The organism is Wolbachia endosymbiont (group B) of Aricia artaxerxes (genome assembly GCF_964026975.1).
In the GTDB taxonomy this organism is placed as follows: Bacteria; Pseudomonadota; Alphaproteobacteria; order Rickettsiales; family Anaplasmataceae; genus Wolbachia.
Map to the genome: position 1 here is coordinate 1,368,770 of NZ_OZ034718.1, position 18,298 is coordinate 1,387,067.

The window sequence follows — 18,298 nt, forward strand, 5'->3', positions numbered from 1 at the left end:
TTATGTTTTCATAGATGCTACATAGAAATCCAGATGAATTTCTAAAGTCTATTCCAAGAGATAAACGTATAATGTGCCTTGATATGGGAGAAAAACAAATAGGCATAGCATTTAGTGATAAAACACAGCTTATAGCTACAGCTCATAGTATATATTATAGAAGAAATATGAGCAAAGATTTAGGTTATCTAAATAGAGTGCTTAAAGAAAATGAAGCTGGATCAATGGTAATAGGACTACCATTCAAAATAGATGACCAAGAGACTGAATGGTGTAAAGCAATAATCCAGTTTGCAAATAAAATAATAAAAAAATGTAAAGTACACATATACCTACAAGACGAAAGTCTATCAACATCTCTTGCAACTCACGCACTAAAAATTACTGGAATATCAATCACAAAATCAAAAAAAATAGATGATAAAATTGCTGCATGTATTATTCTGCAACGAACGTTAGATACGATAAATACCATCAAATAGTTTTTTCAACTGAATTCATGTAAAACTATTCAATAAAACAAAAACTTCTCGTATAAGCATGACAAATTGCTGTAGCAAGAGCATCAGCAGTATGATGACATTTTATATTTAAGTTTTTAACTATTTGCTTCACCATAAATATAATCTGATCCTTATCAGCATGACCATTTCCAGTAATGCTCTTTTTTATATAGTTTGCATCATATTCATTCATGGGTAAATCCGTCATTCGTAATATTAAAATTGCAATCGCTCTTGCATATCCTAAAGTTAGCGAAGATTTTGGGTTCTTATTAACAAAAATTTTCTCTACTGCAGCTTCATTTGGAGAGTATAGAGAAATTACTTTCTTTAATTCTTCAAAAATTATATGTAAACGCTCACCTGTACCCAACTTACTATCAGTTGATATGGCACCACCACCCAAAAATTCAATACTATTTTTTTCTTCCAGATTGATAATTGCCCAACCAGTTTTGCTTATTCCTGGATCTAGACCTATTATCTTAATCACTTAATAAATGCTGAGCCAATAAACAAACAAAAATAAAAATATCCAAACTACATCAACGAAGTGCCAATACCAAGAAGCAAACTCAAAACATAAATGATCTTGAGGTGTAATCTGATTTTTTCGAGCTCTAAATAAACATACTGACAAGAATATTATCCCTATTATAACATGTACACAATGAAAACCAGTAATCATGTAAAAGTTGGATGTATAGATAAGTTTCTCTCCCGCTTCTTGTAGAGAAAAACTTGCTTCATAATACTCAATTGCTTGCACTATTATAAAGAACATCCCAAGCAATATAGTTATAGACAGCATTTTAATCATGCTCTTTTGATCATTTTCAAGTAAAAAATGATGTGCTGAAGTAATCGTTGTACCAGAAAGTAATAATATTAGTGTATTCATAAATGGTAACGACCACGGATCCGGTGGTAAAATCCCTTCAGGGGGCCATTCAACTTTTTTTGTAGGAGAAAACGCTTCAAATAAAAAAACCGGATCAAGCCAGGCTTTAAAGAATGAACAAAAGAACGCTATAAAAAACACAACTTCCGAGAGGATAAATAAGTACATTGCAAGCTTGAGTCCATGTTTTACAATGGCAGTATGGCATTTATCATAAATTGCTTCTCTTATTACATCTCTCCACCAATAAAACAGCACTCCTGATACCGCAGAGATTCCCAAAACTAAACCAAATATTCCAGAAATTTGTTTATGGAGTGTACCAACTAATCCAAGTGCAAGAACAAGAATTGCTGCTGATATAGCAATTGGCCAGGGACTTGGGTCCACTAAATGAAAATCATGTTCTTTACTTTTCATATCACCTTCAAAAATACATATCAAGCATACAAATTAGCTTAAAATTGTCAATATTTCTTAAAATCTTGATCAAATTTTGAAAAATTATATGCGCTATTCCAAAAGTCTAACTCAAATTGTGCAGTTATTTTAAATAATTCAAGCATTCTGGTTCTTTCACTTTCCCTTGCTTTGTTACAATACTCGTCAACAATATCTTCCAAAGCAACACATCCAGATTCCATCAAACTACCGCCAAAAAAATCAAACCAATCCTTATATCTATTATTTTTTTTAATTTTATTTCTCATATTATCAACAATAATTTTATATATAAAATGGCAAGAGTAAAGAACTGTTACAGCTTCATAAATGTCGCTATACGAAGTAGACAAAAGAAAGTTAGTAAAATTGAAACATTCAAGCGACTTTTCTCCACGATTTATGGAGTATACAGTAAAGTAGTGGTCGTATAACACTCTCATAATCTCTATTCCTCCTTTAGCCACCCCAATCAATGGAACAATGTTATTACAACTCTCCATTTTTGATGCAGTCATTAAAACAGTACGAACATAATCAGCTAAAAAGAATGCATCTTGTTGTATATAAAATTTGAAGTTTTCTATGTTTAAAGTATTATTTGCTAATTCAACATTGAAAGGATGCTCAATAATATCCTTTAAAAGATTTGACCCATAATAACTCTTAATTATACCACTAAACATCACATAAACTAGAATATAATTTAGTGTTAATACTACAGATTATGCTAGAGAATACATCTCATCCCAAAACATTATTTCTAGCTCTAGACCTCTCTTAAAAAACTCACGCATCTTTTTCCTCTCACAATCACCAGCCTTTGCATATAGATTATTTGCAACGTCAGTAACTTGATTAATCGTAGCATTCATTACTGTGTTATTATAGATATCAATCCACCCTTGATATCTGTGATCTTCAACTTTTTTAGGCATAACCTCTCCTACCATATGATTTATAATAATTTGGTATATATTAAAACAAGGATAAGACGCTGCTAAAGCTTCAGCAACAGAATTATGATATGCAGCACGCATAAAAAAATCAGTAAAAGCAGAACAAGATTTTGATTTTTTATGATTATCGGATAAATCACAAGTCTCAAAATATTCAGTATACTGCTTTCGAACCGCAAATGTTCCCCTTGCTACATTAACCAAACTGCCCATTATTTCAATGTCATCAACTTTAGCTGCAATAATCAATAAAGCACGAGTACAGTCCACTAAATATAAAAAATCCTGCTGAAGATAAATTTTGAACTTTTCATAATCTAGCGTATTGTTTATCAATTCAACATTGAAAGGATGTTCTTTTATTTCTTCAATAAGATCAGATGATTCTTTTATAGCAATATCATAAAATTCTTCTTTTGGTTTGTTGGACATCTTGTAAGCCTCATAAATATTAAAACTAGTATAGTTACTAAAAAGTTACTTACAATTTATAATAAGTTATTATATCAGTATCAAGCTAGAAATAAAAGAGTTTAATAGTTTAAAGAAATTCTCTCTTTTCTTCTTCTATATTAAATTCTTTACAAAAATCAGTAGATAAGTCCACACCTTCCCAAGAAAATCCACCATCACTTTCTAACTTTTTACCAAAATGCCCATAGCAGGCTGTACGTTTATATATAGGACGATTAAGTGATAAATGTCTTATTATGCCTTTAGTTGATAAATCTATGTTACCTTCAATAAACCCTTTAATCCTCTCTTCATCTATTGTATTCGTGCCAAATGTATCAATGTAAAATGAAGTAGGTTTTGAGACACCAATTGCATAAGAAAGCTGCACAAGACAACGTTCAGCTAAACCTGCAAAGACAATATTTTTAGCAAGGTATCTCGCCATATAAGCTGCGGATCTATCAACTTTTGTTGCATCTTTTCCAGAAAACGCTCCTCCACCGTGTGGAATATAGCCTCCATAAGTATCAACCATAATTTTTCGTCCGGTTAATCCACAATCACCAACTGGTCCACCAATAACAAATCTACCTGTTGGATTGACTAAGAGATTTTCTTTAGGGCACATCCACCCTTCAGGTAAAGATGAAGCTATGTAAGGATAAATTATTTCCTTCACTTTCGATTGACTCAGATCCTCAAGATGCTGTATTGAAACAACAATACTTTCAGCACGCACTGGAAGGTTATTCTCATACGCCAAAGTGATTTGCGATTTTGCATCCGGACCAAGCTTTACCCCTTTGACCATACTCATGATATTTCTCAGAATCGAGTGTGCATAAAAAATGGGTGCTGGCATGAGGCTTTCTGTCTCTATTGTTGCATAGCCATACATTATGCCCTGATCCCCAGCACCTTGATCCACACCTATTGCAATGTCATTTGATTGTTCATGTAGTAATATATTTACTTTCACTGTTTCCCAGTGGAAACCATCATGCTCATAACCAATATCTTTTATTGTATTCCGTACAATACTTTCAATCTTGCTATTTTCAATGTTCGGCCCAAATACTTCCCCAGCTATAATAACATTATCTTTAGTAACTAAAGTCTCTATTGCAGTACGAGAGGAAGAGTCATTAAAAAGGTATTCGTCAAGTATTGCATCTGAAATCTGGTCTGCTACTTTGTCTGGATGACCGGCTGCTACTGATTCACTGGTTACTGAATTCTTATGTAAAACCATCGCTTAGTTACACGATATCAAAACTATTGCAAATTTAAATGGTGGGTCTGGGAAGAGTTGAACCTCCGACCTCACGCTTATCAGGCGTGCGCTCTAACCACCTGAGCTACAGACCCGTATCTATTCAAGCCAAGGCTTGCATATCATCTGTAGGCACAACATCAATAAACGTCTTTTTATTTGCTGATTTTCTAAAACTCACCCAGCCTTTCGTTTTAGCAAAAATCGTATGATCTTTACCCATACCAACATTCTTTCCAGGATGAAATTTTGTACCTCTTTGACGTACAATTATGTTACCTGGAATAACCTCACCATTCTTCTTTATCCCGAGTCGACGCCCTGCCGAATCTCTACCATTACAGGAACTACCACCTGATTTTTTAGTTGCCATATCTTACCTCTTACTTTTGAAGACTAATTTCATTGATACGAAGAACAGTAATATACTGCCTATGACCATTTTTCCTACGGTAATTTTTTCTTCTCTTTTTCTTAAAGATTATAATTTTTTTATCTCTACACTGCTCCAGTACTTCAGCTTTAACAACAGCATTAGATGAACAAGATAAGCCATTGTTTGAAACACAAATCACTTTATTGATTTCCACTTCCTCTTTTTCTTCAGCTTGTAATCTTTCTACTTTAATTATGCTGCCTTTTTTTACTAAATACTGCTTTCCACCAGTTTCGATTACTGCAAACATGACAAATATCAATTATTGTTATTAACATTAATCGTAAATGATGTTACACATACTGTCAATATAAATAAAAACATGAAATACTTCTATCTTTATCTGCTTTTCCTTGGAGAGTAGTCAAGTTTTAAAACCTGACTATTCTTAACATTCACCTTAAATTCCCTTCTTCTCATGAAAACTTTATGATGTTAATAAAAACTCAAGCTTTCACTAAAAACATTCAATCGGAGCTTATAAATTAAAACTCATTCCAAGTTCAAACCCATGAGAAAAATTACTGAACTTGTGAAGTTTATAGCCAGCGAAAACATTCGTTCTCTCAGAAAGTGGAAGATTAATACCAGCACCTATCTGGTAGGAAAAAAATCCTTCTTGTTTTTGAGACATTGCAATAATGCCTCCTGTGCCAAAAGTAATATAAGGAGTAATATCCGTACTTTCAAATTGATGATGATAATGAAGCTTTGCCATAAGTCCCACCTCTAGTCCAGTAAGGTTATACTGACTATTGAGAGTAGGTTTAACTACAGAACCAACCGAAATTTTAACACTATCTGTATAATGATAGCCAAGATCATAATTAACACCAAGATTGCCATATGACGACGAAGTATAGATTCTATCTCTAATCCAATCAACTCCAAAAGACGGTGCTGACAGAAAACAGCAGACTACTAAAGTAAGTAATTTTTTCATTTTTACCCTCTAACCATGAATATACGCATATATACTCACAGAAAAGTTAAAAATTACATAACTTACATAATAAAATCGGAATCACTTTCTTAGCTACTTGCCTTTCTCTTGCAATTGCCAAACTTCTCTTTGTCACATTTTGTTACCTACTGCAATCATCATTTTAGCCTATATCACTTGCTTTTTTTCAACAAAAATTCAAACCAGACTTCACTAAAAACATTCAATCGGAGCTTACAAATTAAAACTCATTCCAAATTCAACCCCATGCGAAAGTTCATGAAACTTCTGCAGCTTGTAGCCAGCAAAAACACTTGTTCTCTCAGAAAGTGGAAGATTAATACCAGAACCTATTTGATAAGAAAAAAATTCTTCTACGTCTGGCCCTTGATTTTCTGAAAGAGGAATTTTAGCAACTCCTCCTATACCAAAAGTAACATAAGGAGTAATATCTGTATTTTCAAATTTATAATGATAATGAAGCTTTGTCATAAGTCCCGCGTCTAAAATCCCTTCACTCATAACAAGTTTAACTGCAGGACCAAATGAAATTTTAATGCTATCTGTACAATGATAGCCAAGATCATAATTAACACCAAGCATGCCATATGACGAAGAGGTGTAGGTTCTATCTTTAACCCAATCAACTCCAAAAGACGGTGCTGACAAAGAACAGCAAGCCAACAAAGTAAGTAACTTTTTCATTTTTATCCTCCAAAGATTAATATATGCATATACAAGCATATAAATATTAAAAATAGTATAAATTGCAAGTAAAAAATTGGAATTATTTTATTTTTTTTGTTATTTGTCTTTCTCTTGCAATTGCCAGACTTCCCTTTGGCACATCTTTGACTACAACGCTACCTGCTGCAACTAGAGAGTCATCATGAACATTAAGCGGTGCAATTAATGAACTATTGGCACCAATAAAACAATTGCTTCCAATATTTGTTCTATGTTTCTTTTTCCCATCATAATTACAAATAACGGTACCTGCACCTATGTTACTCCCCTGCCCTACCTGAGTATTTCCTATATAACTTAAATGCTTTATCTTAGTATTTATACCTATATCACTTGCTTTTGTTTCAACAAAATTACCTATGATTGCACCATCACCTATTGTTGTATTTTCACATTTGGCAAATGGACCAACCCTAACACCAGATCCTATTTTTACTCCAGGACCAAAAAAAACGTATGGGTAAACAATCGAATCCATACCAATTTGCGTATCAAGAGAGAAGAAAACAGTTTCTGGAGCAACAAGCGTTACTCCAGAGTTAGTGAAAAACTTTCTTTTTTCTTCTTGAAAGTAAAACTCGGCCGTTGCAAGGTCATTCCTATTATTTATGCCAGTTGCCTCCTCCTCATCAGCAATAACATAGCCGACATTTAAATTACTCTTTACTGCAATGGCAACGATATCGGTCAAGTAATATTCATGAGCTTGGTTATTACACTCTATTTTCTCCACCAATTCACGTAGATTCTTTTCACGTGCAACCATTATTCCGGCATTAGCAAGAAATTCCTCATCATTATTTCTACCATTTTGTGCTTCTACGATTTCTCTTAGGGAACCGTTCTCAATAATTAGTCTACCGTATCCTTTATTATTAGTTTTAAACCCAAGACAAACTAAAGCATTGCTCTCTCCTAAGCAGCTTATCATTTTAGTTATTGTGCTGCTTTTTATTAGTGGAGTATCCCCATACTGCACAACAACTATATCTGACAATTCTTTCAGGTTCCTCATTGCAATTTTGACTGCATCTCCCGTGCCGAGCGTTGACTCTTGTGTAATTAGTTTTATACCCTCAAAGCATTTCAGCCTTTGAGTTAAAGGCAAATCGACTACAATAACTATTTTTTCAGGATTCAGCTGCTTTGCATTGTAAATGACATGCTCAAGCATGGAGAAATTACCTATTTTGTGCAGAACCTTAGGCAAGCTTGAATTCATTCGTTCACTATGCCCAGCAGCAAGTACAACAAATGTATAAGATTTATTTGTCACTTATCTTAAAGACGAAAAATGAAAACCATAATGGTTGAGCCAACTAACTCTATTGTCGTAAAAGCTCCTTAGATCACTAATTTGATATTTCAGCATTGCTAGCCTTTCTATACCAATCCCAAATGCAAAGCCACTGTATTTAGTATCGTCTATTCCAACATTTTTAAAGACATTTGGATGCACCATACCACATCCAAGTACTTCAATCCATTTACTATCTTTATAGCTTATGTCCACTTCCGCAGAAGGTTCAGTAAAAGGGAAAAAACTATTACGAAAGCGTATTCTTAGACCCTTATCTCCGAAAAATTTACTAAGGAAGCAATGAATAGTAAATTTTAATTGGCCCATATTGACATTTTCATTAACATAAAGTCCTTCTATCTGATGAAACATAGGAGTGTGAGTTGCATCAAAGTCATTTCTGTATACCCTGCCTGCAGCCACTATTTTAATTGGAAAAGTTTTTGTCTTTTCCATGGTTCTAATCTGCACAGATGAGGTATGAGTGCGCAGCACCATTCTTTTATCATTTATTTTATTCCTTAAATAGAAGGTATCTTGCTCCTCTCGTGCAGGGTGGTGACTTGGAGTATTTAATGCATCAAATACGTGAAATTCATCTTCAATATCAGGACCATCAACTGCTTTAAAGCCCATATGCGCAAAAATGAGCTTCACTTCACTTATAACTTTACTGAGTGGATGAATCTTGCCAATTCTTTCTGGTCTGACAGGCAGTGTGATATCAACTGCTTCATTTTGCAGTTTTAACTTAACTTCTTTATCTTTCAGTTCATTTTCTTTGCTTGTTATAAGCTGGTCTATCTTATTGCGTAAAACATTAATCACTGCACCTAGGTCGCGTTTCTCTCCTGCATCATCTATATTCTTTAAGTCATCGAAATAAGCTTTTACTACACCCTTTCTCCCCAAGTATGACAACCTAACTTTTTCTAAATCCTTCAAAGAAGCAGCATTTTCAATCTCAGAAACTGCCTTATCTTCAAGTAAAGGTATTTCACTTATTAGCTCTTTATTCACCTTAAAAACGCTAGCTTAAACTTTCATTATAGTGCAATCTTTAATATCATCAATAAAACTATTTGGATAAAAAGTTGTCATCAGAGTAGCTGATCTCTATGATTGGTATCATTAAAATTGCCCCTATCCGAGTGTTTCCTTCTTCTGTCATTCCAGTGCTCCGACACTGGAATCCAGCCTTTACTTAACAATAAAAACTTAGCATAACTTTCGTGCTCAAAAAATTCCTGAATTCCAGCATCAAGTGCTATCTCTATAGGACTACTAACTAATCCAGAATATTAAAAAATTCACCAAGCGAAAAAAAGGCAAAAGAATCCCCCAGTAGTGAGTTTTGACCCTATAATAATGTAAATCGGCATTGTAATAATGTGCTAACGCTTATTTAAAGCGCGTTTTGGCTGAATGTAGAAAAAATAAAAAAGACATGCAGCCGCTATAATTTTATGTAATCTGCCAATATATACCTGAGTTTTTTACTGAATTTTGTTGTTAAATCTGCAGAGATTAAAAACAAGGATAAACACTCTTATTGTTATGATAAGAAGATTGATGAGATTTGTAAAGTAACTTTTTCTGCTCTTATTGAATCCAACACGCTACTATTATGTAAGAGTGCTATAATTATTAATTTATTGACTAATTATGTTTTTTATTTCACTCTACATTAAAAAATTTACTCATGCATAGTAGTAACATAGAAACTAAGAAAAAATACGAAATTGAGGGTTTACCTAAGTTTTTTAAGGATAGATCTAAAGAAATAAGTAAAGCATTTTCTAATGAAGTGCTGGAGATTAGCACCATTCGCTCAAAAAATATTACAAGTGATACGCAAGAGTTTTCATTTAAGCTCAAGCTACTGACAGAGGTAAACCCTAATACAATATTACCTCAAATAAAACATTTGATTGACTTTTTTGAAACCAGCCTTTCTCAGGAGAAAAACTTCACAGCCAATATAAAAGTAGCAAAAGAAAGTGAAGAATTATATAATAACTACCATAAAGCTAATAAAACTGTAGAAGAATTCATAAATAATGCTCCAATTCAAATCCTCATGCAGGGCATAACGATAACGCTACAAACAAACGTTAAAAACATCAACCTCAATAGCTTGCAACAAATCGAGATATTCTTGAATAAGCAGCTAAAACATGTAGAAAAAGCCAAAAGTGAGGAGCAAAGTCAAGATACATTACAAATAGAAGAAACTGAAAATAAAAACGAAAATGTGATTGAAAAAAGAAACACGCAAGATAAACAAATTGTGCAAGGTTCGTTTGGCTACAATATAGCAAGTAACAGAAAGCAAATTACACGTGCACCAGTAATTGTTGCTACAATGCATGAAAATATTTCCTGGTTTAGGTCTCTTTTTCAGCCATTCAATTTTTTTAATACGGCACAATTCTTTTTCCCACAACTGCCCAAATTTTCTATACAGAGTAACAATATGCCACCTGGTGTTATTCCAGCACTTGACCAAGAAGAGAAAGAACCAGTGTCAGCCACTCGGATAACAGAGGGTAGTATAGGAAATTTAGTCCCTCAAGAAACAGAGCGGGATATAGGTCAAACCAGGTCGCACACAGATTATTTTAAAACTAACAGAAAAAAGAAGTCAAAAAAGCAAGCTCAAGAACTATCAGAAGAAGAAAAACAATCTATCGTAAAACAAGCTCAAAATGATGCTAGAGTAGCTATGATAGATAACCAGATTGAGCGTAGAGAAAAAAAACTCGATGAAATATTTATTGAAGTGATGAATGGATATAAAAATCAAGACCCAGAGACATTTCACAATATTTTCAACTTAATATTTAATATTGTTTACTTTCAAGATAAACAATTACATGAAGTATTAGAATCAGATGAGATATCAGAAGTGCTAGAGGTACTCAAAAGGCCACAACCTCCTAATAACTCACTTCTAGGTAAAGAATACTTACAAAAGCAAGTATATAGAAAAACAGTGCAATTGCTCAAATTAGTTTCGGGCATTCCTATACAATCTTCTCCACAGCCTCGAAATATTTCTCATGAAATTTTGCCAAGCAAAGCTGTAGAACATTTACCAAAAACAAATGAAGCTAAAACTCGATTGCCTACTAATATTGGGCTCAAATCACCATTAAAAACTGTATTTTCCTCGAAAGAGACTTATCTTTGTCTATTTTTAGTAGCAGCTTCTATATCAGCACTCTGGCTATGGCACTTGCCGCTGGGAAAAGTGTCAATTTTAAAGGAATTGGTGCCAACAGAAAAAAGGAAAAGTATCGGTCTAACATTAAACATAGGGTTACCGATATTAATTACACTGTGCGTTTTGAACCTGGCTTACTTTCTATATTCTGAATATTCTGTAGAATCTATTGAGCAGATAAGTGAAAAAGATCTTCCTTTGCACATCTAACAAATAAGATCTTTTGTGATATAATTATTTATTTTATTGCATGTTTAAAGGAATTATCCAAGATATTGGCACTATAACTAATATCACTATCCACCCTAACTCTGATCAAATCTTCCATATTGAGACACAAAATTTATCCTCTATAAACAAAGGAGATTCAATATCCTGCTCCGGAGTGTGTTTAACTGTTGTCGACATAATGAGCAATGTATTCACAGTTCAAGTATCTCAAGAAACTATGAAGGTTTCTAACTTAAATATGTGGAAAATAGGAAAAAAAATAAACCTAGAACAAGCAATGAAACTGAGTGACAGAATTGACGGCCACTTGGTTCAGGGTCATGTGGATGACACAACAGAAATTTTAACAATCAATCAAAATTTAGAATCTCATGAAATCAGACTATCATGCCCACAAGAATTAATTAAATTTATTACAAAAAAAGGCTCTGTAACGCTAGATGGAGTTTCCCTTACAGTAAATTCAGTTGTCGATCAAGAATTCACTGTGAATATAATTCCCTATACATGGAAAAACACAACTTTTCAGCATAATAAAACAGGTAATTACCTAAATTTAGAAGTTGATATGATTGCCCGGTACTTAGACCAGCTGATAAAATATCAATACAATTAATTTTACAACTTTGTTATTTACAACTATTATATCTTGAAAATCATATAGATACAAAATATGTTTTTCGATAGCCTAATTATCTTTATTATTGTCTTGTGTGTAATAATATCGATAACTAGAGGTTTTATAAAAGAGCTATGTGCATTAATGTTCTTGCTCTTATCAGTCTTTTTGACAGCTAGTTACTATGATTTTTTTATTATAAATTATAGTAAGTATTTTAACTCTAAAGTTACACAAAACATACTTTCTACAATCTCTGTATTTATTATACTTAATCTTACATTCATGACAATGAATAACTGGCTAATGTACATATTATCACCTATAAGGTTGGGATTAATGGATAGAGTTACTGGAATCTTTGTCGGAGCACTCAGAGGAATATTGCTTTCTTATGTACTATTTTTTGCTGTGCACTTATATTGCCACACAGTATATGATAAAAAAGAGGGAGAGTCTAAAATAGACGCAGAAGACATATTGCCCAATTGGATAATAAATTCACACTCTTATCAGGCTTTATTTGTGACAACAGAAGAAGTAATTAACATGTATGTACCAGAGTCATTGATACTAAAAATAAAAGAGATTGGTGAGGAAATGGTTGATCAAGAAAAACCTCAAAACAATAAAGAAAAGTGAGTGTTGATTTTCTATAGCTAAACTAGCCTAGACAGCTATTATCCACAGCAGTGCGCCATAGGTTACCAATTCCTATTACTAATCAAACAAAACTGCAAACATTGACGAAGAAGTAAATCATCAAAAAAATTTAAATGTATAATTTTAGTTCATCAATGTAATAAAACAAAACTTTTTTAGTGAGTTCAAAATCTTCTAAGGTATTTCCTTCACATCTTGCTGTTATGCAGTTTTGCGTATTTGATACTCTAAGAAGCCACCAACCTTTATCATCAGTTACCTTAATTCCATCAAGCTCTGAAAATACAATGTTTTGCTGCTTTAGTGTCTCCTTGATTGATTCAATTATTTGAAATTTTTTCTCATCCTTCACCACAATTTTCACTTCATGAGTGATATATAACTTTGGTAAATCTTCAATCGCCTCAGATAGGCTTTGGTTTTTCTTAAGTAAAATGTCAATGGCTTTAATAGCAGAATATAGTCCATCATCAAAACCCAGCTCAGAAAAGAAAAAATGCCCACTCAGTTCACCGGCAAACTTGGCCCCTTCTTCTACCATCTTTTTCTTAACTAGTGAGTGTCCAGTGGCACAGGTAATTATTTGTCCTCCTAATTTGCTAACGAAATCATGCACTTTCATACTCATTTTTACGTTGGCAATAACTTTGCTTTTTGGGTATTCCGCCAATACTTCACGTGAAAAAATCATAAACAAGTGATCATTGGAAACAACATTACCTTTATTATCAATCAAGCGTACCCTATCACCATCACCATCAAGTGCAATACCAAGATCACATTTATCTTTCTTGACAATACTGATTAACTGAGCAAGATTTTTTTCTTCTATGGGATCTGGGTCATGCAGTGGAAACGTCCCATCTATAGAGTTATTGGTTATGATGTGTATATGACTTGGTAAAACTTTTTCAATATACCTTACAATTGTTGGACTATTGCCAAAATCCCAAGCTATTTTTAGTTTTTGTGTAGCGTTATTCTTGAGCGCATTTTTTAATATGTTAACGTACTCACTATATATATTCGTGTTAATTAAGCTTCCAATTTTCGTGCTGTTTTTAATTGTATTGCCTATAATTTCCTTCATTTCTTGATCTGAGTAAACTTTTTTACTACTGAAAAATTTAAAGCCGTTATATTCTCTGGGGTTATGAGAAGCAGTGATCATAATCCCAAGATCTGCCTGCATTGTTGCAGCGTAGAGCATAGGTGAAGAACAGAGCCCAACGCGTATAACATTCGCACCGGATAAAATCAAGCCTCTGATTAATTCTTTTTCTATACTTGGTGAATCTATCCTGCTGTCATAGCCTACACAAACGTTAGCTGCAGTTTGACCGAATTTTCTACCTATTTCATACCCATCACTGATTTGCAGGTCTCTGCCTACCACACCTCTAATATCGTATTTTCTTATAATATTATTGTCCATACTGCACTTCTTGGAGTGGTTAATATATAACATTCCCGTCAAATACTCAAGTTTATTTAACTATAAAATTAGTTGATTTTTTAAAAAAATATGTTAATATTATAACATAGCTCTCTAAAAATAAAAATTATGCCAAAAGAAAATTTACTTGTAACTGAAAATCAAGGTTTAGATGTAGATGAGCAAAAGAAAAATGATATTTTAAGTTTCATTGAACTTTGCAACAATTTTCAGGATTTTATAAAAAAATTAGAGGAAGAAAACTTAATTTGGTATTTTATTGGCCCTTTACGCAAAGATAAGGACATTAAAGAACAGATAAATTTAAAGTGGGAAAATGAGTTTCAAAAGTTTGAGCAATCAATAAATGCAACACATAAAAAATTCGCAGAATCTCTACCAAGTGAAAATTTCTTAGTATATACAACACAAGATAATGAATTTAAAATTAGATTTGAAAATAAAGAAAAACCAATAGAGATTAGCACCCTTTTAAGAGCCAGTGACGAAGGCAAGGTTTATAACCTATCTTTAGGGAAAGATAGTCAAATAACTGCAACCAAAAAAGGCAGCGAAAGGCACTATGATTTTACTGGTTCAAGCTCATGTGAGATGACCATTAACTGGCAAGCTAAGGATTCTAAAGGCAATAGCGTAGATTGTAGCATGACTGTAGAAGTAAATTCTAAGGGCATAAAAAGAGTGATTGATAAATCAAAATTTGGAGAAATAACCGACCCAGAAGAGGTATTAAAATTAGTTGAGCAGAATAAAGAAGTTTTTATCAATGGCAAAACTCTATATCAAACTTTCACTGACATGGTCAAAAGTGTGAACAATCAGCAAACACCAGCAGAGGAAACATTTACAAAAAATTCACCACAGTCACCTATACCAAGTAGCAGTGGATATTCCTCTCCTGATTCGCGTAGAAGTTCTTTTTCCGCTGAGAGGGAATTTGGTGATGAAGAGTCTGAAATCACTGATGAATACATTGACGACGGTTACGATCAACAAAAAATGTACAAAGATTATTACAGAAAGTATGAGCCAGAGGGATTAAAAGGTGTAGATGAGACTATAAATGAAATTAACAAACTTGTAAAGCAGAATTATGATCTAATCTCGGAACGTGATTACCTGAGAAATGCAATTAACGAACAACAGCAAGCAATATTTGAAAGAGATCAAAAAATCAAGGAACAAGATGCTTATATTAAGTCACTTACAGAGAAACTCAAAAAATCAGAAGAACTTAATCAAAAGATACAAAAGGAAGGTAATACAGAAATAAGAACACTAAGTGAAGAAAAGCAAGATTTGGGAAAAGAAGTCACAAGACTTAAAGATGAATTGAAAAGAAAGGAAAAAGAGTTAGCTAAAAAAGATCAAGACATTAAGCAATTAGAACGAAAGGTAAGCACACTAGAACAAAGTCAAAAAGATAAAAATGCTAGAATAACAGATTTAATTAATCAATTGAAAGATAAAGAAAGCGAGATTCAGTCAACAAATAGAATAAATGAGGAACTACAGGAAAAATTTAAGCAAAGTGAAGCTAAGTTAAGTGCACTAGAAAAAAAGAATGCAAATTTGGAAAATAATCTAAAGAAAATATTGGTAGAAGGTTCACAAGATAATCATGAAAAGCAGTTGGCAGAACAGTTGATGGAAGCAAAAAATGAAAACGAAAAATTGACTGATACAGCAAATCAATTAGCTAGAGAATTAAATCAACTGCAAAAAGAAAAGGGGAATTTAGAAAGGGAAATTTGGCAACTTGAACCCGGAAGATCACTTGCGGATGAGTTCAGTGAAGTAAATGCGAAAGTAGCTACTTCAACTCAAACTGAAGCTAAATATGAAAGTAGAGGAATCCAGGCAAGTAATCACGAAACTACAGTTCCTAAAACACAAGACCAAGGTACACAAGCTGCGGATAAATCTTCAAGCAAAAGAATTAGTAAATTAGGAAAGGAAAATAAAAGTTTGGCTAGGGACAAACTAATGATATCTGAACAATTAAAACAAAAAACAAAAGAGATTGATGAGTTAAAGAAAAATTCAAAGCAATTACAAGAAGAAAATACACAACTAAGACAAAAAGCTACTAAAGATAAAGAAGTTAATGCATCATCTTCAACAGATCAAAAAAAGACTAATACAGTGGAAGTTCAAACTGATGTGCAAATGAATGATTTTCGCGATTTATATGATAAAGAAGGCAAATATGTCAGAACAGAACTATCAGATCCAAACACAGTTCCTGCTAAGACTACGGAAAAATCTACTCCTTCAAAAGGATGAGTTTTTACTTCAACTATAGCTAATCCAAACGAAACATCATACCGCAACAATCACTAATTTTCTGTGCTTTCAAAAAAACACATCAAGCAAAATCATTTGAGAGTAAGTGGACATTGTTAGATGAATTAACCCTAACTTAAGAATCAGATATATACAATATTAGTATGTTTAATTAATAGTGAGGTTAAAAATGTCACCTAGTGAAAAAAACTCTTCAAATTTTGTTGAAACTAAGCAAGATGATCTTAAAATGATTCAAGATTCTTCATTAAATTCAGATATCATTCACGATCCCAAGAAGCTAAAAGACAGAATTATGGATCTGTTAAAAGGAGATACAGAATTCTCCAAAATGAAGAAAGGAGATCAGGCTCTTGTAGTAGGTACAGCAAGTGGATTATTTGCAGCAGTGTTACCATTTTTGGCAGTTGGTGCAACACTTGCTATACCAAGTGCTATAGTTGGTCTTACTCTATTTTTCGCTGCGAAAGTTGCTGTAAAAGCAGTTCAATCTGGATATAAAGGACTCAAATGGTCAGCAGAAAAAACAGTTGAAGGGGCGAAGCATATTGGCGGAAAAATCAAAGATGGTGCTGTATATGCCAAGAATTCGGTAAAAGAAACTGCAAGTTCTGTAAAACAGGCAACACAAGAGAGAGCTAGCTCTACATTAAGAAAAATGGGGGATAACATTCAAAACCTTGGAAGGAAGATGAGTGATAGTGGTGCAAGCGTGTCTAGTTTAGATGGCATCGCATATTCAATAGGTAATGAAGATCAAACTGTTATTTTGAAAACAAAAGAAAAAACGAGAAGTTTTAATAGTGTAAAGGAAATGTTTGTCAAGGAAGTTTTTGAAGACAAAGGTGTGAATAGCTCTGCTTTAACTAGGAAAATATTTTCTAAGCTGGGGGAAAAAATATTAGAGAAAGCTTATTCTGTTGATGGTCAACACAGTGCCAAAAAGGACCAGTTGATCAACCGATTGAAGCAGCAAATAGATTTTATCAATAAATTAGATGCTAAGAAGTTGCAACATTTGTTAGCTAAAGATAATAGCAGCCTATATGAAATTTTTTCTGAACATCATGATGAGATTAAGGAAGTTATTCAAGAATGCAAGGAAGAGCATACTCGTTTTAATACTTTAGAAAGGCTTAATAAGTCAGCAAAAAGGCATAAAGCAAGTTCTATGAATTCACTGGAAAATAGCTTATCAGGTAGTAGTTCAACGAGTTCTATAAGTACTGTTAGCAGCAAAGCAGAATTATTAAATCCTAATGAGCATAAGGAAGTAAAAGAACCTACTTCATTTTGGAGCAAGTTGTTACCATCACTAAAAGGTGGCAAAAAGCCAGAGGAAGCTACTTATATAAGATATCAAGATTCTGAGTTGGATCAGATACAATCTGCGGAGATAGGAAATAGCCGTTTTTATGTTGCTCCGGAGAAACCGCCAAGAAGCAATTCAACGGGTTCTTTAAGCACTGACAGTACTGCTACAACTTCTAGCTTTGCCAGTTACCGTCGTAATTCTGATAGTGGGTTCAATTCACCAAGTTCTTCTCCGCAACATGGTATGTTCACTGAGAAAAATGGCAAGTTAAAAACCCAAGCTGACTTAAGAAAGACAGGTTCTTTGGACAAATTGGTGGGACCTTCTTCAACAGTAACTGCTGAAGTCGATGTAGAGCATCAAGCTCCAAAAATGAAGATATAGAGAGTAAACAAAACTATCTATCTTCTTAAAAAAGATGTTACTCAGTGAGTAACATCTTTTTTTCATTTTATCAAAAACATTCGCTTATTTAAGATCAGTTTTCTAGCACTGGGCCAATTTATGGAGTTTCTCTTGCCT

The 18,298-nt window shown here is 33.3% G+C and carries 18 protein-coding genes and 1 tRNA gene; 6 read left to right on the plus strand and 13 right to left on the minus strand.

What is annotated here, in order from left to right:
- The first annotated feature begins 14 nt into the window (after window positions 1-14).
- Window positions 15-482 carry a Holliday junction resolvase RuvX gene (gene ruvX, locus AAGE00_RS06295; protein ID WP_341815216.1) on the plus strand — a complete coding sequence of 156 codons (468 nt, stop codon included), beginning with the start codon at window positions 15-17 and terminating at the stop codon, window positions 480-482.
- A 25-nt stretch (window positions 483-507) separates the two neighbouring features.
- On the opposite strand, the gene ruvC is transcribed toward ruvX, so the two are convergent.
- The 12 genes from ruvC to pheS form a co-directional block, all read right to left on the minus strand.
- On the minus strand, window positions 508-996 hold the full coding sequence (gene ruvC / locus AAGE00_RS06300; protein WP_341815217.1) for a crossover junction endodeoxyribonuclease RuvC: 489 nt from the start codon (window positions 994-996) through the stop codon (window positions 508-510).
- Entirely contained in the window at window positions 997-1,824 is an 828-nt protein-coding gene (locus AAGE00_RS06305) for a cytochrome c oxidase subunit 3 (RefSeq protein WP_019236912.1), read from the minus strand.
- 47 nt (window positions 1,825-1,871) lie between these two features.
- Window positions 1,872-2,531, minus strand: a complete 660-nt coding sequence (locus tag AAGE00_RS06310; protein WP_007302513.1) for a TenA family protein — start codon at window positions 2,529-2,531, stop codon at window positions 1,872-1,874.
- A gap of 39 nt (window positions 2,532-2,570) precedes the next feature.
- Window positions 2,571-3,236 carry a TenA family protein gene (locus AAGE00_RS06315; RefSeq protein ID WP_007302512.1) on the minus strand — a complete coding sequence of 222 codons (666 nt, stop codon included), beginning with the start codon at window positions 3,234-3,236 and terminating at the stop codon, window positions 2,571-2,573.
- Window positions 3,237-3,345: 109 nt separating this feature from the next.
- The gene (gene metK / locus AAGE00_RS06320; protein WP_019236911.1) at window positions 3,346-4,512 is read right to left on the minus strand and encodes a methionine adenosyltransferase; all 1,167 of its coding nucleotides are present in this window, start codon (window positions 4,510-4,512) and stop codon (window positions 3,346-3,348) included.
- Between the two features lie 39 nt (window positions 4,513-4,551).
- A tRNA-Ile gene (locus tag AAGE00_RS06325) sits at window positions 4,552-4,628 on the minus strand.
- An 8-nt stretch (window positions 4,629-4,636) separates the two neighbouring features.
- Window positions 4,637-4,906, minus strand: a complete 270-nt coding sequence (gene rpmA / locus AAGE00_RS06330) for a 50S ribosomal protein L27 (RefSeq protein ID WP_006012184.1) — start codon at window positions 4,904-4,906, stop codon at window positions 4,637-4,639.
- A 10-nt stretch (window positions 4,907-4,916) separates the two neighbouring features.
- The gene (rplU, locus tag AAGE00_RS06335) at window positions 4,917-5,219 is read right to left on the minus strand and encodes a 50S ribosomal protein L21 (protein ID WP_007302510.1); all 303 of its coding nucleotides are present in this window, start codon (window positions 5,217-5,219) and stop codon (window positions 4,917-4,919) included.
- A gap of 228 nt (window positions 5,220-5,447) precedes the next feature.
- Complete coding sequence (locus tag AAGE00_RS06340) at window positions 5,448-5,912, minus strand: outer membrane beta-barrel protein (protein ID WP_213863918.1); 465 nt, start codon at window positions 5,910-5,912, stop codon at window positions 5,448-5,450.
- Between the two features lie 234 nt (window positions 5,913-6,146).
- The gene (locus AAGE00_RS06345; RefSeq protein WP_052264904.1) at window positions 6,147-6,617 is read right to left on the minus strand and encodes a P44/Msp2 family outer membrane protein; all 471 of its coding nucleotides are present in this window, start codon (window positions 6,615-6,617) and stop codon (window positions 6,147-6,149) included.
- An 82-nt stretch (window positions 6,618-6,699) separates the two neighbouring features.
- On the minus strand, window positions 6,700-7,935 hold the full coding sequence (locus tag AAGE00_RS06350; RefSeq protein ID WP_019236908.1) for an NTP transferase domain-containing protein: 1,236 nt from the start codon (window positions 7,933-7,935) through the stop codon (window positions 6,700-6,702).
- Window positions 7,936-8,979 carry a phenylalanine--tRNA ligase subunit alpha gene (gene pheS / locus AAGE00_RS06355; protein WP_019236907.1) on the minus strand — a complete coding sequence of 348 codons (1,044 nt, stop codon included), beginning with the start codon at window positions 8,977-8,979 and terminating at the stop codon, window positions 7,936-7,938.
- Between the two features lie 682 nt (window positions 8,980-9,661).
- On the opposite strand from pheS, the gene AAGE00_RS06360 reads away from it, so the two are divergent.
- The 3 genes from AAGE00_RS06360 to AAGE00_RS06370 are packed head-to-tail and all read left to right on the plus strand — an operon-like array spanning window position 9,662 to window position 12,677.
- Window positions 9,662-11,395, plus strand: a complete 1,734-nt coding sequence (locus AAGE00_RS06360) for a hypothetical protein (protein WP_007302504.1) — start codon at window positions 9,662-9,664, stop codon at window positions 11,393-11,395.
- Window positions 11,396-11,435: 40 nt separating this feature from the next.
- Window positions 11,436-12,032 (plus strand): riboflavin synthase, encoded by a 597-nt coding sequence (locus AAGE00_RS06365; protein ID WP_213863917.1) that lies wholly within the window; start codon window positions 11,436-11,438, stop codon window positions 12,030-12,032.
- A 57-nt stretch (window positions 12,033-12,089) separates the two neighbouring features.
- A complete protein-coding gene (locus tag AAGE00_RS06370) occupies window positions 12,090-12,677 on the plus strand; it encodes a CvpA family protein (RefSeq protein ID WP_007302502.1) in 588 nt (195 codons plus the stop codon).
- Window positions 12,678-12,807: 130 nt separating this feature from the next.
- On the opposite strand, the gene AAGE00_RS06375 is transcribed toward AAGE00_RS06370, so the two are convergent.
- The gene (locus tag AAGE00_RS06375) at window positions 12,808-14,133 is read right to left on the minus strand and encodes a phosphomannomutase/phosphoglucomutase (RefSeq protein WP_213863916.1); all 1,326 of its coding nucleotides are present in this window, start codon (window positions 14,131-14,133) and stop codon (window positions 12,808-12,810) included.
- A gap of 129 nt (window positions 14,134-14,262) precedes the next feature.
- Here AAGE00_RS06375 and AAGE00_RS06380 point away from each other — a divergent pair, with 129 nt between their 5' ends.
- Together AAGE00_RS06380 and AAGE00_RS06385 are read left to right on the plus strand one after the other, a co-directional pair.
- Complete coding sequence (locus AAGE00_RS06380; RefSeq protein WP_341815218.1) at window positions 14,263-16,440, plus strand: hypothetical protein; 2,178 nt, start codon at window positions 14,263-14,265, stop codon at window positions 16,438-16,440.
- A 190-nt stretch (window positions 16,441-16,630) separates the two neighbouring features.
- Window positions 16,631-18,160 (plus strand): hypothetical protein, encoded by a 1,530-nt coding sequence (locus AAGE00_RS06385; protein WP_341815219.1) that lies wholly within the window; start codon window positions 16,631-16,633, stop codon window positions 18,158-18,160.
- The last annotated feature ends 138 nt before the right edge of the window (window positions 18,161-18,298 follow it).